The organism is Levilactobacillus yiduensis (assembly GCF_024718525.1).
Lineage (GTDB): Bacteria > Bacillota > Bacilli > Lactobacillales > Lactobacillaceae > Levilactobacillus > Levilactobacillus yiduensis.
In genome coordinates, this window is the sequence record NZ_JAMXAZ010000004.1 from 1 (window position 1) to 26,358 (window position 26,358).

Sequence of the window (26,358 nt, forward strand, 5' to 3'; positions counted from 1 at the left end):
TGCTAACTATCATAAGGGAGAGGCTTTCCCTTTTCAATTGCTTATTTTTCTATTTACACATAATTATTTAAACACTCGTCCAGTATCTGCCATCACTATCATGGAAGATGTTCGGGTCGAAAAATGGGTCCAAGGTGGGGAAATTCTGCTAACCAACTCTGAAACCCTTCCCCAATCTGAGGAGCAGCTAATCACACTACTTGATCGACTATCTCGACTCAACGCTTGTTGTCTAATCATCAAGCCTCGCTCCGGTATGTATCACGCACCCCACTTTCTTATTACTCACGCAAAACATATAAAATTTCCAATATTTAGTATCCAAGTAGAAACCAACTACTTACAAGTAATGAATGATGTTAATGAACTTTTATTTTATGATCGTCAAATTGATCATATGATTGATTTAGATTTAAATTACATATTAAAGTCGCACCACATTTCGGATACAGACTTCGACTTCATTTCAAGTACTAAAGATATTGATCTTTATAAAGAGTCAGCTCGCGTCATCCAATTGCGTTTCTCCCATCCTACTAAACTTCCTAGCAGATTTAAATCACTCTTCCGATTATTCAGCCAGCTTCGCGCCATTTTAACGGGTTGGGAACAGCAGACACGTATTCTAACTTACTTCTTATTAGAAAACGCAAAGGGAGCAACGATTGTTATCTTTCTTGCGGCTGATAATAGAGCTGTAATTAGACACCATGACATTGACTTTCACTCTCTAGAATCTTCAATACCAACACTGAGCAAGGCCTTTCACATAGGTATCTCTGACTTGCACAGTGCCAAAGCTTTAAACCAAGCATATGATGAGGCACAATTTAGCCTTAAGATGTCTCAGATTCTCAATCAAGAAAACGGTTTAACCTATTATCATGAAATATCTTTGTGGAGAATAATTAGCGAATTGCATCAACATCATGAAAAGAAGCTTTATCCCCAGAGACTCGATCGACTTTTACAGAAAAAAGAGCTACGTCAAACATTATTCACATATTTTGGTGAAAACGAATCTTTAGTAAATACTGCCGATAAACTATACACTCACCCAAATACAATTCGCTATCGTCTCCAAACTATTCGGAAGCAGACAGGGCTAGATTATCAAAAAACAAATGACAAATTTTTATTATACATTGCAACCGTTCTAAATTTACTAGATACACAAGATTAACAACCTCAACTTAGTAGAAGAACAATGGGTATTACTTGGTCAAATGGCTAAGTAATACCCATTGTTTCAAATATTTACTATTTTTTTGACATCTAAAAACTAATTTTCACCCAATCCACTGCTTCAACGCCACGCCAGTCCGTGAATCCGCCACGTCCACTGACTTGCGGGGGACGCCGCTATACTGAATCTGGCCGCCGTAACGTCCAGCGTCGGGGCCGACGTCAATCAGCCAGTCTGCTTGGCTGATGACGGCGAGGTTGTGTTCGATGATGATCAGGGAATTGCCGGCGGCGACCAGTTCGTTGAACAATTTCAACAGGCGCGCCGTGTCTTTCAAATGCAAGCCGGCCGTGGGTTCATCCAACAGGTAAACGGTCCCCTGCTTGCCGAGTTCGACCGCTAATTTCAACCGCTGGAGTTCCCCACCCGACAGCGTCGTCAGGGGTTGGGCCAGCATCAAATAACCCAGGCCAACGCGGTCCAGATTGTTCAGTTGGCTGGCTAATTTGGGCGTGTCAGCGAAGAAATCCTTGGCCATTTTGACTGATAACTGGAGGACTTCGGCGATATTCTTACCCTGGTACGTGTACTGCAAAGCCTCGTCGCTGTAGCGTTTTCCATGACACAGCTCACAGGTCTGCACGACCGGGTCCATGAACGCCATGTTGGTAATCGTGACGCCCTTGCCCTTACACCGCGGGCAGGCCCCCTTGCCATTGTAACTGAACAGACTGGTGCCGACCCGATGATTGGCATCGCTAAATAACTTCCGGATGCCATCCAAGATGCCCAGATACGTGGCGGGCGTGGAGCGAATGTTGATGCCGACCGGCGCTTGGGCCAAATCGATGTAGTCATCCTTGAGCTGGCTCTTCAGTGCGGTGACCAGCGAGGATTTCCCGGAACCAGCGACCCCGGAGATGACCGTCATGACGCCCAGGGGCACGTCAACGTCGACGTCCTTTAAGTTATTTTGGGTCACGTGCCGCAACGGTAACGTCCCGGTCGGTTGCCGTTCAGTGCCCCAGTGATGCGGTTGCCGCAACCATTTGCCCGTCAGTGAATCCGACGCCAACAGTTCCGGATAGGTCCCGGTAAACGTGACGGTCCCGCCGCCTTGACCGGCCAGCGGTCCCATTTCGACCACGTAATCGGCAAAGTCAATCATCGCCGGATTGTGCTCGACCACCAGAATCGTGTTGCCCTTGTCCTTCAACCGCGTCAACGCCTGCTTGACCAGTTGAATGTCGTGGGGATGCAGGCCAACGCTGGGTTCATCCAAAATGTAGACCATGTCGACCAGCGCGCTGGTGAGGTATTTGGCAATCTTGATGCGTTGCGCTTCCCCACCGGACAGCGAGCTGGTCCCCCGGTCGAGCGTCAAATACCCCAGACCGATATCGACCAGTGACTGAATCTTGGTGGTCAACTCCCGCACGACATCGGTCGCCAGGGGTTCGGTGATGCCCTGTAAAAACGCCAGCACGTGGCGCAGGTCCATGGCCGTGACCTCGGCGATGTTCTTACCATTAATGTGATTGGTCAAGACCGCCGCCCGGAGCCGCGTGCCGTGACAAACGGGACACGGTTTGCGGGTCACGATTTCCGCAATGGCTTCGCGGTGATGTTCGGCTTCCTTCTTGCCAATCACCGACCGGCGAATTCGCGGCACCACGCCTTCGTACAATGCGGTGCGCGGAAAGCCTTCACCAGGATGGTCTAGCTTCTGTTGCGGCGCGTGCATCAGCATTTCGTATTCTTCCGGCGTATAGTCCTTGATGGGCTTGTCGTCGTCAAACAACCCGCTGGTCGCGTAACGCCGCCAGCGCCACGTATCCGGCCCGAAGCTGACAAACGTGATGGCCCCCTGATTCAGCGACTTTTCCGGGTCGATCAGCTTGGACTCGTCAATGTCGTCGACGTACCCGAGGCCCTGACACGCGGGACACATCCCCTGTGGCAGGTTGAACGAAAACGTGTCGGAATAGCCGATGAACGGTTTACCGATCCGGGAAAACAACAGCCGCATCAGCGAGTAAATGCCGGTATAGGTCGCCAACGTCGAGCGGGCGTTCTTGCCCAAACGCTGCTGCGCAATCACGATGGCCACTGGTAGATGCTCAATGTCGCCGACGTGCGGCTGGCCGTATTTAGGCAAATACTGTTGGGTAAAGCTGGGGAACGTTTCGTTTAATTCCCGGCGTGAGGCCGCCGCAATCGTGTCGAACACCAGCGACGATTTCCCCGACCCCGACAGGCCGACGAACACCGTGGTCTCGTACTTGGGCACGCGTAAGTTAACGTGTTGCAAGTTGTTTTGCGTGGCATCTTTGATCTCGATAAACCCTTTTTCAAATGTTGGTTGCATCCCAGTACCCCTCTCGTTTTTTCGTTGTGAACACTACCAGTCCACCTTACCATACTCTAATTTTTTGTGGGGAATGGCGCACCCACTGCTGGTAGAAAGTATGATTAGGGTCTTAAATTCCGACCATAAAGATTGCGAAACCAGATACCTCCGCCAGCCAGCAGTTCCACCTGCTGGCCGACTCCGGCGGGATGGTGCTTATCAGTGACAGAAGTGTCAATCAAAGTTGTCTGTAGGCTGTAACTAAGGACCCAAGCAATCGCTGGTTAGGAATCCTTGTAGCCGGAGTTCGCCAAATATGGGTTCAGCCGTGGGAGTTCCCTTAGTGGCGCGGTCCATGCCGGTTAGGGAACTGGCGATTTTGAGACGCGGTCTTCGGCTCAAAGTCGAGGAGACGAGACCGCTCCTTGGCTCGTCCCGCCGCCCACCGCGTTCCGACCCATATTTGGCGAACGGGAGGCGGACAGTCCAGACTATATAACCGGCATCCAGCGACCAAAAATTTGTATGCAATTCCACAATCAAAACGTTCCCCAAACCGGTGGTAAAAGTCTATAATTTGGAATGTAGAAATTATTAAAGGAGGCAACTCTTTATGTCTTTATTTAAACGTCATCCCCTCAATCTGCCCGCAGCTATCATCGCTGGCGGGGCCGCGGGGATTGTTTCTGGTTTGGTCAAGCTTGGTTGGGAAAACGTCCTGCCACCGCGGACTGCGGCGCGCGATGCGACCAACCCACCACAGACCTTGCTGGAACAATTTGGCATTCCCAAAAAAGTGACTCACGCAACTTACACCTACTCTGGCCATCAACTGCCTTGGGTCAGTTACGTCATCCATTTTGGCTTCTCGACCACGTTTGCCGTTCTGTACCAAATCATCGGTGAAAAGATTCCGGCCGTGAAGAAGGACGCCGGGACCTGGTTTGGCTTGGCCATCTGGATTGCCTTTCACCTGGGCATCATGCCAGCCATGGGCACCGTACCAGCAGCGGCGGACCAGCCCAAGGAAGAACACGTCTCCGAAGCCCTCGGCCACATCGCGTGGATGGTCACCAACGACCTAGTCGGCGCCGAAGTCTACCGCCGCTTGACGCAGGAAAGCCGGCGTCACTAACAGCCCCGTCCGCCTACCGCGGCGTGAGTAAACCAGTGCCTGCGGCTGCCAGGGATTCTGCCTGCTATGGGGAACACCTTCAGCCCAAGAGCGGGCTTCCGGTTCGCTTGAAAGCCTGACAAAAACCGTCAGTCTCTCAAGTCGTCCCACGCTGTAGGCAGAGACAAAACCTCTGCCAACACCGTCGACACAGCTGGCGCCATCCCTGGCCTCCTCCGGCAGATTGGTGGTGTCCACAGTTTCTTGTGTTAGCCCACGATTGGCCATCAGTTACGAATTCAGCGTTTTAATCTATGGGGTTGGTCAACCACCATGTAGCCGGGAGCGGCGCGTCAGATGCGTTCAGCCGTGGGAGTTCCCTTAGCGGTGGGCTTTACCGGTTAGGGAACTGGCGTCTTTGAGACGTGCATTTCGGCTCAAGGACGAGGTGTCGAGACCGACCTTTGGCTCGACCCGTCCGCCCACCGCGTTCCGACGCATCTGACGCGCCGCGGGAGGCGGACAACTACCGCACCATTTAAGCCCATCATACCCATCAGAATCAAAGGGGGAATACCTATTGAACAAGCCTTGGCAAACCAAGTGGCCCGAGCGGATCAGCTACGGCCTCAGCGATGCCGCTGACAACCTGGTCTTCCAGATGATGACCACCTACCTGCTCTTCTTTTACACCGACGTCTACGGCCTATCCGCCAGTGCCGCCGCGATTCTGTTTATCGTGGCGCGCCTTGCCGACGTGGTGGAGAGCCTGATTATCGGCCTCATGATCGACCGGACCCATTCCAAATGGGGCAAGAGCCGGCCGTTCTTCTTGTGGTACGCGCTACCATACGTCATCTTTGCCATCTTGACCTTCGTGACGCCGCCATTTAGCGGCACCGGCAAGCTCGTCTGGGCCTACGTCACCTACCTGGGACTAGGTTTCTTCTACACGGCCGTCAACCTGCCGATCACGTCGATTCTGCCAACCATGACGCAAAATGAATCGGAAATGACCCTGCTTGGGGTGATCCGCCAGTTCGGTGGCAGTGCCGTGCAAATTATCGTGGCGGTCTTCACCCTGCCACTAGTCGCCTTCTTCGGTCATGGTGACCAGCGACAAGGTTTTCTGTTGACCATCGTGCTCTTCGGGTTGATCTCGCTGGTGCTGATCCTCAACACCTTTTTCCACGTGCGTGAGCGGTTCACCAATCCCGAGAAGTCGCACCAATCCTGGTCCGCCGTCAGCAAGATGTTACGGCAAAACAAGCCGTGGCTGGTGATTTCCACGGTCATCCTGCTGTACTGGCTGACCACGGCCATCAAAAATCAGACCACGATTTACTATTTCAAATACATCCAGCACAGTGAAAAATTAGTGCCACTGGCCAATAGCTTCACCTTCGCGGCCCTGATTGGCGTCGTCCTGATCATCAGGGGCGCCGACGTCTGGGGCAAGAAGGCCACCATGCAACGCGGGATTCTGGTGGCCGGTTCGGGGCAACTCATCTTGTCGCTGGGGGTCACGACCAATCAGCTTGGTATCCTGTTCATTGGTATTTTGCTAAATGCCATTGGTGGCGGCCTGATTATCGGGCTCGTCTCCATCATGATTGCCGACACGATCCGCTACGGCATGGCGTTGGGGATTCAAGCGGAAGGCATCCTCGCCTCCACGGATGATTTCGGCGTCAACGTCGGTCTCGGCCTGGGCGGTTTGATCACGGCCGGCCTGCTACACATGTCCGGCTACGTCGCCAACCATTCCCAGAACCTAGCGACCCAACACACCATCATCCTGAATTACGCCTGGATTCCACTGGTCCTGTACGTCGTGATGTTCATCGTCCTGTGGTTCTACAACGAAAAGGAACTGCAAGCCACCATCAAGGACGCTTAACGGTGCCCTACTGGTACTAACGAAATTCATGACCAATTAATCACCCATTTGACTATATCTTTAGAAAGTCTTAAAAGAGTCCGTTCCCTAGTTCACCGGTTTTGTGGTGATTATGAACGGACTCTTTTGTTGGTTACATCTTCGTAGCGACTACTGGCCGCCTACCGTCCGCCAAATATGAGCCGGAACGCGGCGGGCGGACCGGACCGAGCCTGAGAAGCGGTCTCGGCCTCGTTTTGAGCCGAAGGTCGCGTCTCAAAGACGCCAGTTCCCTAAGCGGCATGAACCGCGCCGCCAAGGAAACTCCCACGGCTGAGCTCATATTTGGCAGACTCCCAGCTACGGGAGTGCTTGCCAACAATAATCGACTTAATCCTTGGTAGCAGTTAACGTGTCACTCAACTTCCGGCCAACACAATGTTACTGAAAGACATCAACTTGCCGGAGGCTTCTGGTTTCACCAATCTTAACGAACAGAACACTGTTTTTCCGGGAATCAACGCGTTGATTCTACGTTCAACCTCATCTTTTGGGTGACGCATCAAATGTCACATTGGCACCACGGTTTACTTGCGTCAGCGCGTAGTCAAAGGCGCCGGCGTGTGCCCCGCGGTAGTAGCCAAAAGTAGCTGCGCCAATCCGCACCGCGTGTTCCGACGTCCGCGTGTAAGGAATCGGTGTCATCTGCGTTTGCCGATAGGTGTATGCCTGATTGTCGCTCCCAGTGGCTGATTTCACAAAGTCATAGGCGGCAACGTGCAGCGCTTCTTCACGACCGTGTCGCTTCACCGAAAATGGCTGCGGGCTAGGTTGCTTAAAGCTGGTCCGCTGTAGTCGTGCGAGCCGGCGACGCGCATTGACAATCACGCGCCGGTCGGTCTTGATCGTCGCATAGCTCACCACAGTGGCGTTCTGATTACGTTTCAAATTTTGTTGTTCTGCAGCTAATTCTGCTTGCGTTGTCTTGATCAACGCCCGCCGCTGCTGGCGAAAGTCCTGTTTGGCCCAAACCGGCCCTTGTCGTTTTAATTGGCCGATCGACAGCTTAGCGGCGGTTGCCAGCGTCAACGACTTCGGCACCTGAAACGCCAATGCCCGCCCCTTTTGGGTAATCACAATGGCCTCCAGCGGCATCCTGGCTTGTGGCTGACGCTGGCTCTGCACGATATACCAAGCGCGTGGCTTGGCGGTTTGACCAAACGCAATGTCCTTTTCGCTAGAATTTTGCTGGCGACTGCCAGACTGTTGGCCACAAGCACTCAAAGCTAACGATGCCAAGATAACAGCACCCACGATTACGTTCCTTTTCATTCACCTAAACTCTTTTCTGGCGGATTGCCACCGTCAATAATTTTACTTATTATACCCGAATTTAAGGCTTTCCGCTGCGCAAAAAAACGCCAGCACAATCGCCAGCGTTTCTCAAACCTATTTTCTATTAGTCCGACCGGTTTTGCCGAATCCAGTTCACCACAAATTCAGTCAGCCCGCGTTGATCTCGTAAGGTTAGCCGACCAATCGACACGATTTTCTGTAGGTCCGCCACGCGTGCTACGCGTTGTCGTCCGACATCCACATAGGTTGGTTTGGTCAAGCCGGTCTGGCGCCAATCCACCAATGGGTAGTAGTGGGCTTTGACTCTTGCCGATTTGTTGGCATATTGACTCGTCAACGAAAAGAAATACACGTTGTCGCCAACGAAGCGAATCACCAAAATCGGCCGTCGCTTGCCTCCTGGCTTATCTGTGAATGCCACATAGACGGCCACCACGTCGTTACGCTCAATAATCTTGGTCTTTGTCATTCAGCCATTCCTCTAAAGCGGGCTTTGTCGTCAAATCGGCCACGGGCAGGTCTGCCAGCGCCTCATCCAACGCCAAATTTTGCCGCTGCCGTGGTGTCATCTTCAGTTCAAATGGCATGCCGCCCTCTGCCACGACGCGTTTGTAAAACGCGGTTAGTGCGCTGGTCTGGCTCAGTCCAATCTGATCAAAAACCAGTTGTGCCTGGTCCGCTAACTCGCGGTCAACGTTAATCTGAACTTTCTTTTTGGAATCATCCTTGGTCGCCATTGCTCACTCACTCCTTACCATCACTATTGTCCTTATTATAATCAAATAGTAGTGATTTATCACTGATAATGCACTATTAAATCACTACCAAGTTATACTCAAATATTATCGCCTACGACACGGTACGCGCTATCCGCCGCCCGCCGGAGTCAGCCAACAATGGGGCCAGCTATGTCGGTCCAGTTAGCTGGCGTTTTTGGCCAGGTTACTGGGCGGGACGACTTGAGAGACTGGCGAACTTTGCCAGGCTTTCAAGCGAACCGGAAGACCGCTTTTCAGTCTGGAGGTGTTCCCCATAGCAGGCGGAATTGCTGGCTGATGGAGGCTGCTGATTTCGCTAATCTCAGCAGTCAAACCATTATCTGGTCAGGATTTAATCACCTAATCCTTCCCAGTTCATACTTACAAGCGCAAAAAAACGCTAGCCTAAACAGCCAGCGTTTCCCGAAACAATCAATCAAATTAATCCGCGTGGGTGTGACTACCACGACTGCGGTTGGAGTTGCGCCGCTTGTCGTGCAAGCTGTCGAACCCAACGAAGCCAGCGGCCACGGCCCGTTCGTTAGCGCGGTGTAAGACCTTGATGAAGCGTTCGGCCTCGTCTTTGCCGCCAAAGAATTCTAACCAACGGTGGAAGCGTTCGTCAGTCGCCTGAGATAAGTTACGTTGAACCCGGCTGCCGGCTGCCGTCAAGGTAATGTACTTCACCCGCCGGTCATTAGGGTCAACCTTTTGCATCACGTAATTTTCCTTCAACAATACGTTCACCTGACGTGCGATGGCACTCTTGGAGACGCCTTCGAGCTTAGCCAATTCAACCAAGGTCTGGCCGTTCTTACTACGAGCCACGTTATCCATGACCATGAAGGCCTCAAAGGTTAAGTTGTATTTTTGCGTAGGAATGGAGACAAAGTCACCAATATACTTGAAGATGTGCATGTAAAGATCGTCAAATTCTTTTTTCAGTTCTGCTTCAGTTACAGCCTCATTAGTTGATTCTGTCATTATCAGTCCATTACTCCTTTTAGTCCAGCGCCAGGCGCTGCCATTTTCATTCATTTCTGCCTACCATCACGGGGCCGACAGACGAAATGAACAACCCTCCGTACATTTTACCATGAAATCAAGTTATCCAATAATGTTTTAAATTGGCTTTCAAAACTAGAACATGTGTTCTATAATGAAATTAATCTCAGTCATTAAGGATGTGATCTCATGATGCCACGTGTCAGTCAATCAATTAAAAACCTACTCCAGCTGGCCTACCAAAACAATCAGGTGACCACGCTAATATTCAATAACGTTACTTATACGGGAACCGTCGACTACCTATCCGCCACGACTGTTTTCCTGGGACTATCCGCCGGTCGCACCCGGGAGTTACCCCTCACCGGTGTGCGTCAGGTCAAGTTACACCAATCACAGTCTTGGTGGTACCTTTATGAAAATCCGCAACAGTAGCTTCTTCTAGTATCGCCTCTCCTCAGCAAAAAATAAACCCTTTTTTGCTAAATTGCTAGCATTTTCTTTACAATTCACTGAAAATGCTTTGGTTTGTTTCACCGTCTGGTTTTTCGGTCAATCCGCAATTGGCCGAAAAGCCCTTTTAAGTTAGTCCTAGTCTACCTTGATTATAACCCCTTCTAGTGGATTTGATTGACCACAGTTTCAGTGAACTGGTAACAATTAGAAAGTTATATAGGATACTTAATTGAACTGTCTAAACCAATTGCGATACAAAAAGCCTACCACCGTCAATAAGACTGACTGTGATAGGCTTTTACTTTAAATTTAACTCAAGCGAATGCTTCCTGTGTTGGCGTGTACGCGGACATGATACGTCGCGGCTTCCCCCACAGTTCCCACCTTGTGATGTTCATCGTTAAGACTCAGTTTGGCTTCTTGCGGGACCCGCAGATTGGCGTTGCGGTTCTTCAGGTCAAATTGATAATCCGTCAGTAACGGCATCTGCAGGGTCGTACTGCCGCCCTGGCTATCGACCTGGACGTCTTGTGCCAGGGTACTGAATTGGAGATTCACACTCCCGTTGTCGGTGTGGTACCGGCCGCCACCGTTCAGGCTCTTACCACGCAGGGCACCGTTGGCCGTCGCCGCCTGGACATCCCCGGTGACCCCATCCAACTTGATGGCCCCGTTATGGCTGCGAATATCAGCGTTCCCGGTATGGTCGACCAAGCGAACGGTCCCGTTGTGCGATTCGACCCGCACGGTCCCGGTACTTTCCTTGGCGATTACAGTCCCGTTCTTGCTGTCCAAGGCCAACTGGTCAGCCGTGACCTGGTCTAACCGAATGGCGCCGTTGGCCGAGTGCATGATCAGTCGCGTCAGTTGGTCATCAAATGCCCGCATGCTGCCATTGCTGGCGTGTGCATCCACGGCCACCGCGGCCCGCAGATCACTGATTTCCAGACTGCCGTTGCCCACGTGAACGCTGACTTGCCCGGCTAATTTAGCTGGTAGAAAGATTTCCGCGCGAGCGTGTAATGGCCATAGCCGTGGCCGGTCCCCCTGCTTGACGCTCAGGAGATTCCCATGGCGACTGGCCCGCAAATAATACCGCGCGTTATCCCGACTCATATACTCATTGATGACGATCTCATCGGCGTTGGCCGGGCCCAATTTGACCGCCGCATCCCGGTAGTTGATTTCCAACCGACTCAGGTCCGTGACCGCAAACGACTGGGTATTGACCAACCGCAGGGACTCAACGAAGGTCCGCCGCGGATTCTCGCCATTGATCTTCACATCGTCGCCGTCCACGTCGACTAAGCCATCGGCCACCCGCACGTGGTCACCATCGACCTGGACCAATTTGCCAAAGTCCACCTTATCATTCTCGCCATCGACCAGCACGTGGTCACCCCAGCTGACCTTGTCGCCGTGAATCTGTAGCTTACCAATTTGGACCCGTGAGTCGTCATCCTGGTCCACATCTGAATCCACATCTTGGTCCTCGTTTTGCTTCTCATCCGCAGTCGCGTCCCGGTCGTCAGCGGCCACTTCCTTGAGCAGCGTGTCGATGTCGCCCAGGTCCGCCATTGCCGCATCAATGGCCGCCGTAGCGTCTTGGCCTTGATTGACCTTATCCGTGACGGCTTCTGTTAAGTCGCCCACCAATTCTTCTTTCAATTCCGTCAGTGCCCGTGAAGGCTGGTATTGGCTGAATAATTGATCCAGCCGCGTCCGAATTTCCATCGTGATATCGTCCATAATTAGTCCCCCTCAGAGATTTTGCCTGTGATTAAATCATCAATGATTGGCTTGGCCACCTGCCAGGCCGCCGTGTTGGCCGCCAGCAGATCTTGGCCCGCCGTAGTGATGTGATAGTATTTTCGCCGCGAGCCCTGGGATTCATCCCCCCAGTAGTCCGTCAGCGCGCCATTCTTCTTCAGCCGGCGAAAGACCGTGTACAACGTGGCCTCGTTCAGCTCGTAATGCCCGTGGCTCAACGCCTTGACCTGCTTGGCCACCTGATAACCATAGCTGTCGCCTTGTTGGAGAATGTTTAAAATAATCGTATCCGTATGGCCCCGGATTAAATCTTTGGAAATAACCTCAGCCATGGTGCCACTCCCTTTGCTTTTCGATGATATTACTGTACCACGTACTACTGTGCGTGTCAAAGTAATTTGTTTGAAATAGTATCTTTTCTTGATACATGGTGTGAACTGGCCGCCTTACCGTTCGGCAACTATGAGACTGGAACGCGGTGGGCGGACGGCAAAAGCCTGAGGGGCGGTCTTTTACCTCGCTTTGAGCCGCAGACCACGTCTCAAAGACGCCAGTGCCCTAACCGGCGTGAACCGCGCCGCTAAGGCCACTCCCACGGCTGAGCTCATAGTTGCCGAACTCTCGGCTACGGTAGCGATTGTCAATACTAGCCACTTGACCCGTACCTGAACTAATACATGAATAAGCGTATTTCACACGACAGTCGGGCTGGTTCACAATCTCACCGATATTCGTAATGATCTTGAGAGACCGACTGTCACCGTTTTTTTAAAGTAGTGGCATTGTCGCTCAGCAGGACCACAGACTCACATGAGTTTTGACGGCTACAGCATGGCGTCGTGAGCATCCGCTATTTGTTGCGGGCAACTGCTTTCGTAGCCGAGAGTTCGCTAGAGATGAGTTCAGCTGTGGGAGTTCCCTTAGCGGCAAGGTCCACGGCGCTTAGGAAACTGACAAGTTGGAGACGGGGGTTATCGGCTCCGACTTGAGGCTCAAGACCGCTCTTTGGCTTGAACCGGCGCCCTCAGCGTTCCAACTCATCTCTAGCGAACGGTAAGGCGGCCAGTCCACACCATCCCCTGTCCACGTCAAAAAAGCGGCTAGCCTGGTACTCGCTAACCGCTGCAAATGCTAAGTATTTAACGAAATGTGACTGTTACTTCAGATCCGTGAAAGCACCAGGCAAAATACCTTCGACCGTGGTCTCCGTGAAGGCGCCCTTCTGGTTCGTCAGGTAGACGGGCGCATCGGCGTCGAAGAACTCGGCGATGACTTGCCGACAAATGCCACAAGGGGCGATTGGCCCATCCGTGTTTCCGGTCACCAATAAGGCTGCGAAGTGCTTTTCACCCGCCGCGATACCGGAGAAGATTGCCGTCCGTTCCGCACAGTTGGTGGCGCCGTACGAAGCGTTTTCGATGTTGCATCCGCCGTAGACCTTGCCGCTGGCCCCGACCGCTGCTGCTCCGACGTGGAAGTGTGAGTAAGGGGTGTAGGCCTTGTCGAGCATCGCCGTGGCCACCTTCAGTAGTTCTTGTTTGTCTGCCATGATGTTTCCTCCTTTTTGTTAAAACGGTTTACGTCTCCTATTGTTACATAATTTCAATGAAAACGCTACCATTTGCACAAACTTTCTAGTTATTTTGTTAACTTTTAGCTAAACTGGCAAAGTCGTCGATGGACTGTGATACACTAGCCTCACGTCAACAATCAATTGGGAGCATACATAATCATGAGAATATTTCGGAGCATTATGAGTTGGATCATCCCCATACTGGTGGCCGTCATTTTGGTTTTACTAGTGCGGACCTACCTATTCGAGGTGGTCAAGGTCGCGGGGGACTCGATGGAACCCAACCTGGTCAACAACGAGCGGATGTTTACCATCAAACCGCTAAAGCTCAAACGCCTGAGCGTCATCGTTTTCGATGCGTACGGTGAGGACCCCACGGCAGCCAAAAACACCAACTACGTCAAACGGGTGATTGGTCTGCCTGGCGATAAGGTCGTCAGTAAAAATGGCGTCCTCTACGTCAATCACCACAAAATCGACCAATCCTTCATCAGCCAGGCTGAACGGACCAGCGGCACCGGCAACTGGTCGCTAAAGAGCTTGTCCAAGGCTGGCAACTGGCATTACCAAGGAAGTCGCGTGCCTAAGGGCCACTACTTCGTTCTGGGCGATCACCGCAGTATTTCAGAAGATGGTCGCGCCTGGGGCTACGTCAACGCCAAAAAAGTCATGGGCGTGGTCAAGGTGCCGTTCTGGCAAGGAACCAAGCAACACCGACTTAATGTGAATGATTTAGCGAAGTAACCCAAACGCCCGCCACCCAGACCGATTAAGGCTGAGTGACGGGCGTTTATCTTTTTTTCAGCTAAACTAATTTTGATTTGGACTTATCCGCCTAGTAGGCATCCCGATCATCAAAGTCAGCCTTGGTTTCATCTGCCATGCGCTTAAGGACAGTATCAAGGGTTCCTGTCATTTGTAAATATTCTAATTCACGCAATTGTTCGTACACCTCTTTACTTATCATAACCACACCTTCAATCGGCGTTAGGCCTCGCTCGTGATAGTATTTACTCAAGATCAACGATTGCGTTGTTTCCTCCCCGGAACGTTTTCAAATTATATACTTCAAATGTCGATAAGGCAATGTATTCTGAAAAAAAGAACCAACCCCAAAATTCAGGTTGGTTCTTTCATTTCCAGGGCAAAGGCGCTGTGCCCACAGTAATCAAGTGAGTGCATGTCGCAAGGAAGACTGCCTCACCAATCGGCCTTCACCCCTAACGTTTAACTAAACATCTTCTTAGTAGCCTTCAGCAAGGTCTTCGGGTCCTTGTCGTACCGCGGCGTATCGACCAAGTTATCCATCGAAATGCCCGTGAAGTGGTAAGCGGCAATTTCACCCGAACGAACCGCACTTTGTTCCGTGAAGATCATTTGGTAAGGTTGTTCTGCGAATTCACCCGTGAAGGCCAAGTTGGTAGAATGAGCCGGAATGACTTCTGGCCGGTCGGTCTTGGCCCGGTTATTGAAGAGGGCGGACGCGTATGGCATGTAGACCGGAATGTTATTGACGATGCTGTCCATGATTTCCGGTTCCTTACTCTTGATGTTGACTGGTCCTGGGTCAACCTTGGACAATTGTCCAATCAGTTCTTGCGCCATTTCCTTCCCAGTCATCTTGATGTATTGCTTGTGGACGAATTGACCCGTCCGCCGTGGATACAGGAAGTAGCCCCAGATAACCGATTCGTTTGGCTTTTGGGTCGTGAAATGTGGTTGGTGGTGAACCACGATGGACATGTTGACATCCTTTTGGCCCAGCGGCGTGATTGGCGTCGTGGACAGGAAGGAGTTCAGTGCGTTCCCCGGAACTTGGGTCGTGATCCGTGTGATTTCATTTAACAACAGGTGATTCTTAGTGGTCAATGTGAAGCTGACCCATTCGGAATTCTTGCGGTCGTTAAAGAACTTGTCAGGCGTCCCCAAGTTGTAGAAGCGTTCCGTGGCCTTCTTCCACAGCGCAGCACTGATGCCGTATTCCATGTTTTCTGGCGCTGGCGTATCGTAATCGCCCATGGTTGCGGAGTCGGTGATAGAGCCGTTGGTGAAGATGACAGCCGTATCGTCGTCAATATCGACCAGCTCCTCGGTGTCCGTTTCCAGGTTCTTGATGTGGAGCCCGGTGACTGTAATTTCATCTTGCAGCGGGCTGTCCGCAAATTCCCAATCCGTCACGATGCGGTTGTCAATAAAGGTAACCCCTTGATCCTTCAGGTAATTGATCAATGGCAACATGATACTTTCAAATTGGTTGTAGCGGGTCCGGTTGACCCCTACCAAGTGTTCAATTTGCGTGAATTCATAAATCATTTGATGCATGTAGCGCCGTAATTCTTGGACGGAGCTTTCAATTCTAAAGGCGAAAGTCGTTTCCCACATGTACCAGAAATTGGTTTGGAACATGTGTGGGTCGTCCTTGAAGTATTCTGAAATCGTGATGTTATCTAGTTTGGTTTCCTCTTCATCTGGCATCAGGACTAACTTGGACAATAGGACGCGGTCTTTATTGTTCAACCCCATCTTACCGCCGTCGATGATGCCCTTGCCGCCTTGTAACAACCGTGCCTTGTCAAAGGTCCGGTGGTGGGCGTCAAAATCATGGGTATCTTCAGCCGCCGTCATCCCCTCTTCAGTCGCAGAAGGAATCCGGTCTAGCAAGTCCATCAAATCAACGTAAGTCCGGTAATTCAGCATCCGGCCGCCCCGGGCAACGTAACCTGTCCGGTTGTCCAGTGGGTGGTTCTTGTTCCAGTATTCATCGCTGAATTCACTGGTTGTCCCACCATCATTGGCCCCATGCATGTCGACCCCGTAGAACGTAATCTGCTTACCGCTCCAATGGGATTCTTGAATCAGGTAAACCGCTGCGGCCATATTCGCTAAACCCGCACCGATCATTACTGCTTTTGTCTTGACCATCAAAAACACCTCCGTAGATTCATGTGCCGTTTACGACTCCATTATGCTTGCTTTGTCATGCATTGTAAAGCGTTTACTTTTAAAATTAGCTTTTTCTAAGAAACGCTAGGAAACCTTAATCTGACGGCAATTGCAACAGGTCGTGTTACATTGTTTTACGGTAAATTGGGTAGTCCACTCACCAGCTTCAGTGGGCAATAATCCTAAAATTTTTGGTAGCCAACTGAATTGGTTTTTAGGATAGCATAGTGGCGTGCTGACTACACGTAATTAGGTTACGCCAGCTAAAGGTTACCAGCTTGACAGTAGCCAGATTCAGTATGACATCTGAGTTTGTGACGGCAAAATTAGTCTTTGAACGTCATGTGTTCGGTACTGGCCGCCTTGCCGTTCGCCAAATTTGGACCGTGACGCTGTGGGAAGGACCGGTCGAAGCCAAAGTGCGGTCTTCAACCTCGCTTCGAGCCGAAAGCCACGTCTCGAAGACGCCAGTTTCCAAGAAGACCACTTGCAAACTCCCACGGCTGAGTCCAAATTTAGCTCACTCACGGCTACGTGACAGGTTGTCCACTAATGTGGCTAAACATTGCCATTTCAGCGATTTCTCTGCTAATCTTGTGGTTAATCACCGACGTAACCAGAGGAGGTCAGAGATGAAGGCTGCTGTGACAACGGTGTTAGCTGAGCGCATTTCCTCAGCTTACAGCGTGGGACGTGTTTGGAGATTGACGGTGTTAGTCAAGCTTCAAACCGAGTCGGCGGACCGCTCCTTAGGCCACCGGCGTTCCCCATAGCTACCGGAATCTCTGACAGCCGCAGGTGGCGGTGTGGACTAATTTAACATTCATAATCCTTGTCAGCTGAGTAATATCAGGTGTTTTTGCACTCGCAACCTTTAGTTACGTTACGCCAGAGTCTGGTGAAAAAGAAACTTAAAAAGCTTGCGAAATCCCGATAGATTTCGCAAGCTTTTTTGATTGGCATGACACCAATCAATCAAATTTACATCATGATTCCCAGCATACCCGCAATGGTGGCAGCCAAGGTCAAAATAATGATGACGCCGATAAACGAGATGACAAAGCCGGCGATGGCTAAGCCCCGCGGTTTGCGGAATAACCCAATAAATGAGAACAGGGCCCCTAAGAACCAGACCACCCAATCCACAATTGGAATAATGGAAGTAAACAGTGAGATCAAAGCGAGGATAAAGCCGGCCGTCCCCAGACCATTGCTCTGTTGCTGGCTCTGCTGAATATAAACGGTGTTTCCCGTACTCTGACCATCTGGTTGCGCGGTTGGCTGTGCAATTGGTTCCACAGTTGGTTCCGCAGTTGGTTGCGCAGTCGCTTGACCCGCCACCGCAGCTTGTGTATTGGTACTTGCTTGTTGCATCTGTGGCTGAGGGGACGGCTTTGAAGCAGTAGCTGCCTTCGTTTCTTGCTTGGCCGGTTGTGAGCTTACCTTGTCGTTAGCCGCCTTGGCCGTCTGCTTAGCCGTGTGCCGTAATTTTTGTTCAAATCCGGTCGCCCCACTGCCATGCGTCCAAGCTATGCTGTATAGCCAAGCTAAAACCGCAATTAAGGCAATGACGCCTAACCAAATATTATAAAACATTGCCCGTGTCACCAGCGTAAAGAGCAACAGTACGGCAACGATAATAATTGCAGTTACCCAGTTATTTGCCACCCAGTTGACCATCGCGTCTAACCGTTCTGAAAAGCCGCCGTTGCTGGCCATGCTCCCCGTTGGTTGTGCTGATTGCGTGGTTTTGTCCGCGTCAGTCGGCGCTTGCACCGGGTTATCTTGGTTCGCCGATTCGTCCGTTAATTGGTAACCACACTTGGGGCAAAACTTGATCCCCGCTGCTAATTTAGCCCCGCAGTGTGGACAAAAATTTGCATTTTTCATCATTTTCCCTCTTCCATTTTTCCATCCTAAATAATTTCGAACTGAAACAATATTATCATAGCATAATCTCTACGTATTGTGGGCGTTGATTCCTACTTTTAGCAACGTTGCACCCGACAGTCGCAATCTGACAGCTATTGCAACAGATCGTATTGCATCATCTTGACCTGAATTGGGTCGTCAACTCGATGCTTCTTAGGATAGCATACTGGGACAGTCACTACACGAAATTCGTCTTACAAATACTGTTATACCGGGGATAAGACAGTATCTGTCGGTTGGGTCATTTTCCCAAAACTCAGTTCAAAAGAAAAAGCCCAGGGCAAAACGCCCCAGACTCTTGTATCTCAATCTTAAATCGCCGAAACGTGGGACGAAGGGTGATCAGCTAGCCACCGTTGTCTCACATACCATTACCGAACGCTAATCAGCCGCCATAAACTTGCCAGCAGTTAAGGTTGACGCCTTAACCCAGCCTTGCTTGCTGATGTAGAGGTATTTCACGTTCTTCTTATTCTTCTTAATGGTCATTTTCTTCGTTGCCGTATAGGTCTTGCTTTCTGGTAAGAGCCCCTTCTTGGTCAACGTGACCTTGGCCCGGTCTGCGGCAAATTTGCCGGTAAAGACAGCCGGTTGAGTTCCCTTAAAGTGGTAAGCAGCCTTCTTGATTGCCTTGGCACTGACCAACGTGTAGGTCTTGCTGGCGATCTTGTCAGCGGCCTTTGCTGTGACGGTTGCCTTACCTGCAACTAACTTGCTGCAAGCCACCCAGCCTTTGACCTTACCATTGGTACTCTTGATGTAAGCGTACGCCACCTTCTTGGCAGCAGCCCGCTTCGTTGCCTTGGTTTTGACAACGATTTTCTTCGTGGCGTAGTAAGTCTTGCCAGTGGCTAACGTCCCCTTCTTAGCCAACGTGACCTTCGCTCTGTCTGCCGCAAAGGCTGCACTATACAGAACTGGCTTACCACTCTTCACGTGATAGGCCGTCTTCTTGAGACTTTGACTGCTGAGCAAGGTCAGTGTCGTCTTCTTAGCTGCCACTTTAGTAGCCGCAAATGCCGTTGTTTCCGCTTTTTCTGGTGCAATTGCCCCTAAACCTAAAGGTAATACCATGGCCGCAGCTGCCGCAATCATTGCTAATTTTTTCATCATACCGATTCCCCCTGTGTTATTAAATGAATCCATTTCTGAATTCACCGTGTATCATAGCACGCTCACGCTGGGCCGGGCCGAAATAATCTCCTCAAACAACGTAAAAGCCGCGAAAATCGACCCCCAGTTGTAAATTAAACCAACTAACGTTAACGGGCAAAATAGATGGACAACCAACATGCCGACTGTGCCCGATATGTCAGTGTTTTGGGCGATTCACGGTCCCCAATTAGACGTCTCATTTTGAAACCCAAAGTAAGCCCACCGACCTAAAAAAGAGAGTGGGACAACAGGCGGTCAGCTGGCGAGCATTAAGGCTGATAACCGAATAATCCTGGGTTTGGATTGTTTGGTTATCAGTTTTAAGCGGAACCAGCTGCCTTTTGTCGCAGGTTTCAACACCAGATATTCGGAGGCACAAACAAAGGGCCTGAGACATTTGTCCCGGACCCCTTCGCTGACATCTGTCAGCCACTATATTTTTCAATTTTACTAGCTTGATTCGCCGCCACGGCACCGCATGGGCAACCTACTTCTTCTGATTAACCTTGAAAATCGTCTTGGCAATCAGTGATGTGTAGTACCGGTTCCCGTGGTCGTTCGGATGCACGTGGTCGCTGACGAACCAACTAGTATGGTTCTTGGCCTTGGTGTACCAGTCGATCACGTGAACGTTCTTGTACTGGTCTGCGGTCTTGGCAATCCGATTATTGACGGAATTTTGCCATTCGCGCGTTGGCACGTGAGCCGTGACCCAAAAGATCTGGTGATCCGGACCGATGGCATGAACGATTTGGTCCGCCTGATCCGGCGTCACGTAGCCGTTAGTCCCGATATTGACCAAGACGTTCTTGGCCAGTTGGCCGCGTTGGCTCAGACTGTTCAAGATACCTGGGACCGCATCGGCTTGCCGACCGACCGCTCCGTCAACGATGGCGCCCGGGAAGACCTTCTGCAGGTCACCCGAGTCATCGAGCAAGACGGAATCACCGACCGCCGTCAGTGGTGTTTGCTGGCTGGTCAACAGCTCATCGGCCGTTAAGAAGTAATACTTAGCGGTCTTTTGGTTAGCCGCGGACATCTTCGAAAAGGCCACTGCCTTGTCGTGCTTGATCTTAGACGCCTGCTTAGCCAAGGCCTTTTGCTTCTTGGCCGCCGCTTCGTTTTTCTTCTTCGCCGCTGCCTGCCGCGCCGTAATCGTTTGCTGCAGTGCAGTGGGTTTGGCCGCTGCGGGTTGTTGAACAAAGCCGACTGCCGTCAACCCGAACAACAAGGCTGCCACGACCCCCAGGCTGTTGGCCAAACGGTGGGCCCCCGGCTGTTGCAGGTAGGTCCGCACGTCGTTGGTCAGCTGACCGTAATGGTAATGCCGCATCGGATTTTCGATCCAGCGGTAACTGATCTCGGTGACCAACATGATCAAGGCCACCTCCACCAGCGAGTGAAACAGCGGGTGATTGCCAATGTTGATGCGTGATTCATAGAAGATCATCACAGGAAATTGGTACAGGTAAATGCCGTAGCTACGTTGCCCGACATAACTGAAAACGCGATTACTGAGCACGCGGTTCAGGTCGCTGCCAGGATGGGCCACGGTCCCGACTAAGATGCCGGAAAATACCGTGAACCAGAACATCCCACCGCGATAGGTGCTCGTCGCCTGGCCGTTCATGGTAAAGAACATGTAAATCAGAATCAGGAGCGACAGGCCCCCGGCAACGTCCAGAATCAGACGATGCGCCGGGGTCACGTTTGCGTTGAGCTTATGCGCCGGCCACAGAAAGGCCATCGCCGTGCCCATCAGAATCGCAAACATCCGTGTATCAGTCCCATAGTAGACCCGGTTCGTGTTGGCGGGGTCGTACAAAATGGCCATCAGGATTGCCGAGAAGATGGCAATGCCTAACAGAATGGCCGCCGCCCGCGCCCGTTTCCGCAAGAACAGTAGTAAGGCCAAGACGACGAATGGCCAGACCAGGTAGAACTGCCCTTCAATTGACAGCGACCAGAGGTGGGTAAAGGGCGACTCGCCACTGAAGCGGTCAAAGTATGACTGACCGTGTTTGATTTCAAACCAGTTGTAGCCGTAGATCATGTTGGTCAAGACGGTGCCCCGAATATTGGCCAACAGGTTGCGCTGAAACAGCGTGATATAGGCTGTGGTCCCCAGCAACATCGTGACTAGCGCCGGATACAGCCGCTTTAATCGGCGACCATAAAAGCCCAAAATGTTGATGCTATGGGTGGTGTCCCACTCTTGAATCAGCAGGTAGGTAATCAAGTACCCCGAGACCACGAAGAAAATCGGCACCCCGAGATAGCCCCCTTGTAACGTCGAAGGCGCCAGATGGTAAATAATGACCCCCAAAACGGCTAAGGTCCGAATTCCATCGAATCCGGTTATGTATCGCCGTTTGCCCGCGCGCTGGGCGCGAATAAACTCTCGCGAGACCCGCGTGTAAGATTGATCCATGTTCATTGCTCCTTCTCTTAAAAACCAGTAACTGTCAAACTGGTCATACTCCCCCAAATGGTGGTACGCCGAGTGATTAAGTTGCTCTAATTGTCCAGACTGTTGATATGTGAAGCGGTAATTTACTTGTGAACCGTCAATTTATGACGGCGGTCCAGACCAGAACTACCAAGGAATCCCTCACTTTAATTAAACTTATCATATAATGTTTGCGCGATTGAAACAATGATTTTAAGCGAATTTCACAAAATGTAAAATTTGACATCTTTGTCATCTTTTCTCCGATGTATCCAGCACCCCCGCCAACCACTAAAAAGGGCAACCCGGAGAAGGCCTTAGTGCCAGTAAGCCTACATATTAGCACGATTACCACGAAATATCACCCCTTAATTGTTCGACGGGGGCCATAAATGGTGGCTTGGTGCTTCAGTTCATCGGCCAACTTTATTTTGCTGGTGCCGCCCAACTTCCGCCGGCTTAGTAAGCTGACCGACCAAACGCGAGTGGGCCAACGGGTGTTTTGTTGGCGAGTAGCCAGGCTGAGCAGCGAACCCAGTTGGATTTTGTCCGCAACGCCAGAGTTGGCATGAAAATTTTCACTGAGAATTAAGCGCTTACATGGTATACTAAGAAGAAGCTAATCATTGAAGGAGGAGTTCTGTGATGTCCCACGTTAAACCTTTTACCAAAGAAAATGTCCAACAATACCCCAAGGTCGAATTGCACTGTCACCTGGATGGCTCGCTGTCCCTGACTGCCCTGCGGCAAATGGCGGCCGTCACGGGGGCGTCACTGCCAGCTAGCGACGATGATTTACATAACCTAACCAGTGCACCGCTGGAAACGGATAGTTTGATCCAATACCTCAAGCGGTTTCAAGTCGTCACTGACCTGATGCAGACCCCCGAACAGCTGCGCATCGCCGGCCACGACATGGTCGCCACCGCCGCCAAAGATGGTCTGATCTATCTCGAGGCCCGGTTTGCACCCCAAATCTCCACGGCCAAGGGCCTGTCAGTCAAGGAAGTCATTGCCGCCTTACTGGACGGCCTGCACGCCGGAACCAAGGAATTTGGCATTCCCGTCAACGCCATCGTCTGCGCTATGCGGGACCAGCCACTAGACGAATGCATCGACGTCTTTCAAACGGCGGCCGAATTCGCTGACCAAGGCGTTGTCGGCCTCGACTTTGCTGGCGACGAGTACAACCACCCGGCCATCGACCTGGCCCCCGCAGTCAAAGCTGGCTTAGCGACCGGTTTGCCATTTACCCTCCACGCTGGTGAAGCAGGTCCCGTCGACAACGTGGCCGTTTCCTTGACCCTAGGCGCCAAACGCATCGGCCACGGCGTCCACATGAGCGGCTTTCCGGCGACCATCGCCCAAGCGAAACGCGCTGGCGCCACGATTGAAATGTGCCCGACCAGCAACGTTCAGACCAAGGCCGTTGACGGTTACGCCAACTTCCCGCTGGCTGAGTTCTTGAGCGCCGGCTTGAAGGTCACTTTGAACACTGATGACCGCACCGTATCCGACGTGACGCTGACCAGCGAAATCATGAAGATGCACGACCAATTCGGCTTAGACTGGTCACTGCTGAAGAAGCTGACACTGAATGCCATTGACGGCGCGTTTATTCCAGAAGCTCAAAAGGCCCAGTTACGCGAGAAAGTTCAAGCGGCTGAAACTGTGGTAGATTAACCAGTTGTCTCTGTCAGCAATTTTGTGGACACTGGCCGCCTGCCGTACGCCACATGAGAAAAGTCCCTGGTAATCAATCGATTTGCCACCTGTGGTTTAAATTCAGTGTGCCTGGCACAAAATAGGCATAGGCCAATATTTTAAGTAACGTCAGACATATTAATTGACAGTCATAACGACTAGTGGTTAGCTAAGTTCAACCAAAAAATGACTTCAGGAGGTCACCTTATGGATCACAAACTACCAGCAGCAATCACTAGCTTTATTAACACAACTAATAATGCCGACTCAACTGGCTTCGTTCAGCTCTTTACCGCTGATGCCATCCTCAATGATTGGGGAACCGAATATCACGGACCCATTGGTATCGGCAAATGGAATCAAACCGACAATATTGGTAAACAAGCTCACTTTGAACTCGTTGACTTCACACAAAATGATGACGATAGCTGGACCGTTAATCTCGCCGTTACTGGCAATGGCTTCAATGGTACCAGTCCGTTCAAAATGGTTGTCGTGAAAGACCAGCTTCAAAGTGTGCAAATTTTGCCCGACTAATTTTGTGATTGCCTCATGCCACTTGTCCTTGGCAACTTGTAGCGTGTAAGGGCCTGGTAGATATACATTATCCTTGTCGTGATATATCTTTCGGCACCATCAACTGTTGCTTTAGCCAGCAATTTTGTCTGGCCCTAAGTTTCCACCGGAACGGTTTTCGTCCAAGAAAACGCGACAAATAGTTTAAGTCATTCTCAGTTTTAAAATCAAGCGGGTCTGGAAATCTCATCCAGGCTCGTTTTTGTGTTGCTCACCCACAGCGTCACGGCCCATATTTAGCGAACGGTAGGCGGCAATCAAGCGACCAGTTCGTGCTATACTGTGGTTAAAGTAATTTCTAGAAAGTGAGGGAGGGCCATGACCCAAGTTTATCCGTATCAAGACGCCTTCAACCGGCAGTTGGCCGAGCGGTCCATGGCCGACGCCACCCGCGATGAGTATACGGCGACGTTGAAGGACTTCTTCCAATACTTAGAGAATTTCAATCCGACCTACCAGCGCGAACACCGGGTCAACCAGCTACAAACGCAAGACGTTGAGCAGTATCTGGCGATGTTGGTCGACGCCCGGCAAATTCAAAATCAGACCTACAACAAGGTCCTGTCGCACTTGAACGTCTACTTTAAATTTCTGTTCTCTCACAACTGGACGCCCTATCTCCCGACGCTGGACCTGAAAAGCAAGCCCAAGGAAGCCGCCCAACCACTGAACTACCGCTGGGTCGATGATCTCGACGACTTACTGGCCGACCGGCGTCTCCACGTTTACACGCGACTAACGCTGTTGCTGGTGGCGCACGGCTATCCGGTGCAGAGCTTCCTTAAGCCCGGCGTGACCGCCCAACTCGCCACCGCCGCTTGGTCCGCCAGCGCGCAAACCTTCTTGCGTGAGTTCCACGAGTTCGTTTTACCACTCCAGCAGCGTTTTCAGTGTGACGATTGGTTCTTGAAGCAACGCGCCGCCGCGGATCCGCATTTGACATTACCCGGCCTGCACAAGTATTTGAAGCCGGACGAGGCGTTGGTCGGCTTTGCCCTCAGCCCGACCGTCCTCTACCAAGGTTACTTAGTTAACTATCTCCGGCGCCACCCGCAGAAAACCGACCGTGAAGTGATTTCGGCGCTACATTTGCCCCCGGATTCCATCGACTATTACCGGCGATTAAGCCAGCGGGCCGACTAATTTATGGCTTTTTCGTTTAACCCCCTTATACTATAGTTAAGACTACATTTTGGGGGAATCATGATGAAACGAAAATGGGGATTGCTGGCGGGCTGTTTGGCGCTGGTCGCCATCATCTTTGGCGCGGTCGCATTCACACAATCGCGTCGTACCAACGTTCGGACGGCACCAGCCACACACAATCGCTTGACCAAAAAGGACGTCTTAGCCACCGAGGTCAAGGCCAAGCCCACTCAGCCGTGGGTCAAACTCAAGCAGCCGCTCCAACTGCCCATCCTGATGTATCACAGCATCTCGACCGGTAACCAACTACGCGTGCCCAAGCAACAAGCTGTCGCCGAGCTGAATTATTTAAAACGCCACCACTACCAAACGCTGACCACCGCCCAGGCCATCCGCGCGCTAACCACCAATACGGTGCCGCAAAAGAAGGTCGTCTGGATCACGCTAGACGACGCCTACAGGGATAACCTGAAGCTGTTACCGACGCTCAAACGCAACCAGCAACACGTCACCATCAACGCCATCACCGGCTTCACGCACAAGTCTAACCACCTGTCTTTGGCCCAAATGCGGGCACTTAAGGCTACCGGGCGTGTCGACTTTGCCAGCCATACGGTCCAACACCTGGACCTAAATGCGTTGACGGCCGCTCAACAAAAACACGAGTTGGTCGACTCAAAGGCCTGGCTCGACCAACACCTTGATCAAGACACGCAGATGCTGTGCTACCCCGCAGGACGCGCCGACCAAACGACCCGGCGCCTGGCCAAGCAAGCTGGGTATCGCGTGGCGCTGACTACCCAAGAGGGCATCGCCCAACTGTCTCAGGGCCGCTACAACCTCTCGCGGCTACGCGTCATCCCCGGCATGAACCTAGCGACCTTCGCGGCGTTGATCCAGGGCACTAATTCGTAGACAATTTGCATCGATGTAAGCGCACCCATTGCGATAACCTTGGCTTCAGCGTACAATGAAGTTGAAGGAAAAGTTAAAGTGTTCACAAGGA

22 protein-coding genes are annotated in these 26,358 nt (G+C 51.5%); 9 read left to right on the forward strand and 13 right to left on the reverse strand.

What is annotated here, in order from left to right:
- On the forward strand, nt 1–1,183 hold a 1,183-nt coding region (locus tag NGM66_RS03275), incomplete at its 5' end, for a helix-turn-helix domain-containing protein (RefSeq protein ID WP_258115380.1).
- A gap of 106 nt (nt 1,184–1,289) precedes the next feature.
- On the opposite strand, the gene NGM66_RS03280 is transcribed toward NGM66_RS03275, so the two are convergent.
- Nucleotides 1,290–3,554, reverse strand: a complete 2,265-nt coding sequence (locus NGM66_RS03280) for an ATP-binding cassette domain-containing protein (RefSeq protein ID WP_258115381.1) — start codon at nt 3,552–3,554, stop codon at nt 1,290–1,292.
- 595 nt (nt 3,555–4,149) lie between these two features.
- Between NGM66_RS03280 and NGM66_RS03285 the strand changes: the two genes are divergently transcribed.
- Both NGM66_RS03285 and NGM66_RS03290 read left to right on the forward strand, forming a co-directional pair.
- Nucleotides 4,150–4,671, forward strand: coding sequence for a DUF1440 domain-containing protein (locus NGM66_RS03285; protein WP_208907514.1), 522 nt, complete (start codon nt 4,150–4,152; stop codon nt 4,669–4,671).
- A gap of 559 nt (nt 4,672–5,230) precedes the next feature.
- Nucleotides 5,231–6,550, forward strand: coding sequence for an MFS transporter (locus NGM66_RS03290; RefSeq protein WP_208907513.1), 1,320 nt, complete (start codon nt 5,231–5,233; stop codon nt 6,548–6,550).
- Nucleotides 6,551–7,072: 522 nt separating this feature from the next.
- On the opposite strand, the gene NGM66_RS03295 is transcribed toward NGM66_RS03290, so the two are convergent.
- From NGM66_RS03295 to NGM66_RS03310, 4 genes are all read right to left on the reverse strand, one after another.
- Nucleotides 7,073–7,861 carry a hypothetical protein gene (locus NGM66_RS03295; RefSeq protein WP_208907512.1) on the reverse strand — a complete coding sequence of 263 codons (789 nt, stop codon included), beginning with the start codon at nt 7,859–7,861 and terminating at the stop codon, nt 7,073–7,075.
- Nucleotides 7,862–7,988: 127 nt separating this feature from the next.
- A complete protein-coding gene (locus NGM66_RS03300; RefSeq protein ID WP_208907511.1) occupies nt 7,989–8,354 on the reverse strand; it encodes a toxin-antitoxin system, toxin component, MazF family protein in 366 nt (121 codons plus the stop codon).
- The gene (locus NGM66_RS03305) at nt 8,332–8,622 is read right to left on the reverse strand and encodes a type II toxin-antitoxin system RelB/DinJ family antitoxin (protein WP_208907510.1); all 291 of its coding nucleotides are present in this window, start codon (nt 8,620–8,622) and stop codon (nt 8,332–8,334) included. The genes NGM66_RS03300 and NGM66_RS03305 overlap by 23 nt, the downstream gene beginning before the upstream one ends.
- Before the next feature lie 462 nt (nt 8,623–9,084).
- Nucleotides 9,085–9,627 carry a MarR family winged helix-turn-helix transcriptional regulator gene (locus tag NGM66_RS03310; protein WP_208907509.1) on the reverse strand — a complete coding sequence of 181 codons (543 nt, stop codon included), beginning with the start codon at nt 9,625–9,627 and terminating at the stop codon, nt 9,085–9,087.
- 210 nt (nt 9,628–9,837) lie between these two features.
- Between NGM66_RS03310 and NGM66_RS03315 the strand changes: the two genes are divergently transcribed.
- A complete protein-coding gene (locus NGM66_RS03315; RefSeq protein ID WP_208907508.1) occupies nt 9,838–10,083 on the forward strand; it encodes a hypothetical protein in 246 nt (81 codons plus the stop codon).
- Between the two features lie 330 nt (nt 10,084–10,413).
- On the opposite strand, the gene NGM66_RS03320 is transcribed toward NGM66_RS03315, so the two are convergent.
- The 3 genes from NGM66_RS03320 to NGM66_RS03330 form a co-directional block, all read right to left on the reverse strand.
- On the reverse strand, nt 10,414–11,853 hold the full coding sequence (locus NGM66_RS03320; RefSeq protein WP_208907507.1) for a DUF4097 family beta strand repeat-containing protein: 1,440 nt from the start codon (nt 11,851–11,853) through the stop codon (nt 10,414–10,416).
- Nucleotides 11,854–11,855: 2 nt separating this feature from the next.
- Nucleotides 11,856–12,206 (reverse strand): PadR family transcriptional regulator, encoded by a 351-nt coding sequence (locus NGM66_RS03325; protein ID WP_208907506.1) that lies wholly within the window; start codon nt 12,204–12,206, stop codon nt 11,856–11,858.
- 824 nt (nt 12,207–13,030) lie between these two features.
- Nucleotides 13,031–13,423 carry a cytidine deaminase gene (locus tag NGM66_RS03330; protein ID WP_208907505.1) on the reverse strand — a complete coding sequence of 131 codons (393 nt, stop codon included), beginning with the start codon at nt 13,421–13,423 and terminating at the stop codon, nt 13,031–13,033.
- A gap of 183 nt (nt 13,424–13,606) precedes the next feature.
- Between NGM66_RS03330 and lepB the strand changes: the two genes are divergently transcribed.
- Entirely contained in the window at nt 13,607–14,191 is a 585-nt protein-coding gene (gene lepB / locus NGM66_RS03335) for a signal peptidase I (RefSeq protein WP_208907504.1), read from the forward strand.
- A gap of 91 nt (nt 14,192–14,282) precedes the next feature.
- On the opposite strand, the gene NGM66_RS03340 is transcribed toward lepB, so the two are convergent.
- The 5 genes from NGM66_RS03340 to NGM66_RS03360 all read right to left on the reverse strand — a co-directional run bounded on the left by NGM66_RS03340 (nt 14,283) and on the right by NGM66_RS03360 (nt 21,908).
- Nucleotides 14,283–14,465 carry a hypothetical protein gene (locus tag NGM66_RS03340; protein ID WP_258115382.1) on the reverse strand — a complete coding sequence of 61 codons (183 nt, stop codon included), beginning with the start codon at nt 14,463–14,465 and terminating at the stop codon, nt 14,283–14,285.
- A gap of 209 nt (nt 14,466–14,674) precedes the next feature.
- Nucleotides 14,675–16,369, reverse strand: a complete 1,695-nt coding sequence (locus NGM66_RS03345) for an oleate hydratase (RefSeq protein WP_258115383.1) — start codon at nt 16,367–16,369, stop codon at nt 14,675–14,677.
- 1,002 nt (nt 16,370–17,371) lie between these two features.
- Nucleotides 17,372–18,283, reverse strand: coding sequence for a PT domain-containing protein (locus NGM66_RS03350; protein ID WP_258115384.1), 912 nt, complete (start codon nt 18,281–18,283; stop codon nt 17,372–17,374).
- A 420-nt stretch (nt 18,284–18,703) separates the two neighbouring features.
- A complete protein-coding gene (locus NGM66_RS03355) occupies nt 18,704–19,435 on the reverse strand; it encodes a hypothetical protein (RefSeq protein ID WP_208907501.1) in 732 nt (243 codons plus the stop codon).
- A gap of 529 nt (nt 19,436–19,964) precedes the next feature.
- Nucleotides 19,965–21,908 carry an acyltransferase family protein gene (locus NGM66_RS03360; RefSeq protein WP_208907500.1) on the reverse strand — a complete coding sequence of 648 codons (1,944 nt, stop codon included), beginning with the start codon at nt 21,906–21,908 and terminating at the stop codon, nt 19,965–19,967.
- Between the two features lie 663 nt (nt 21,909–22,571).
- On the opposite strand from NGM66_RS03360, the gene add reads away from it, so the two are divergent.
- From add to NGM66_RS03380, 4 genes are all read left to right on the forward strand, one after another.
- Nucleotides 22,572–23,609, forward strand: a complete 1,038-nt coding sequence (gene add, locus NGM66_RS03365) for an adenosine deaminase (RefSeq protein WP_208907499.1) — start codon at nt 22,572–22,574, stop codon at nt 23,607–23,609.
- Nucleotides 23,610–23,837: 228 nt separating this feature from the next.
- Nucleotides 23,838–24,167, forward strand: a complete 330-nt coding sequence (locus NGM66_RS03370; RefSeq protein ID WP_208907498.1) for a nuclear transport factor 2 family protein — start codon at nt 23,838–23,840, stop codon at nt 24,165–24,167.
- A gap of 357 nt (nt 24,168–24,524) precedes the next feature.
- Nucleotides 24,525–25,349, forward strand: coding sequence for a site-specific integrase (locus NGM66_RS03375; RefSeq protein ID WP_258115385.1), 825 nt, complete (start codon nt 24,525–24,527; stop codon nt 25,347–25,349).
- Nucleotides 25,350–25,409: 60 nt separating this feature from the next.
- On the forward strand, nt 25,410–26,267 hold the full coding sequence (locus tag NGM66_RS03380) for a polysaccharide deacetylase family protein (RefSeq protein WP_245155288.1): 858 nt from the start codon (nt 25,410–25,412) through the stop codon (nt 26,265–26,267).
- Nucleotides 26,268–26,358: the final 91 nt, after the last annotated feature.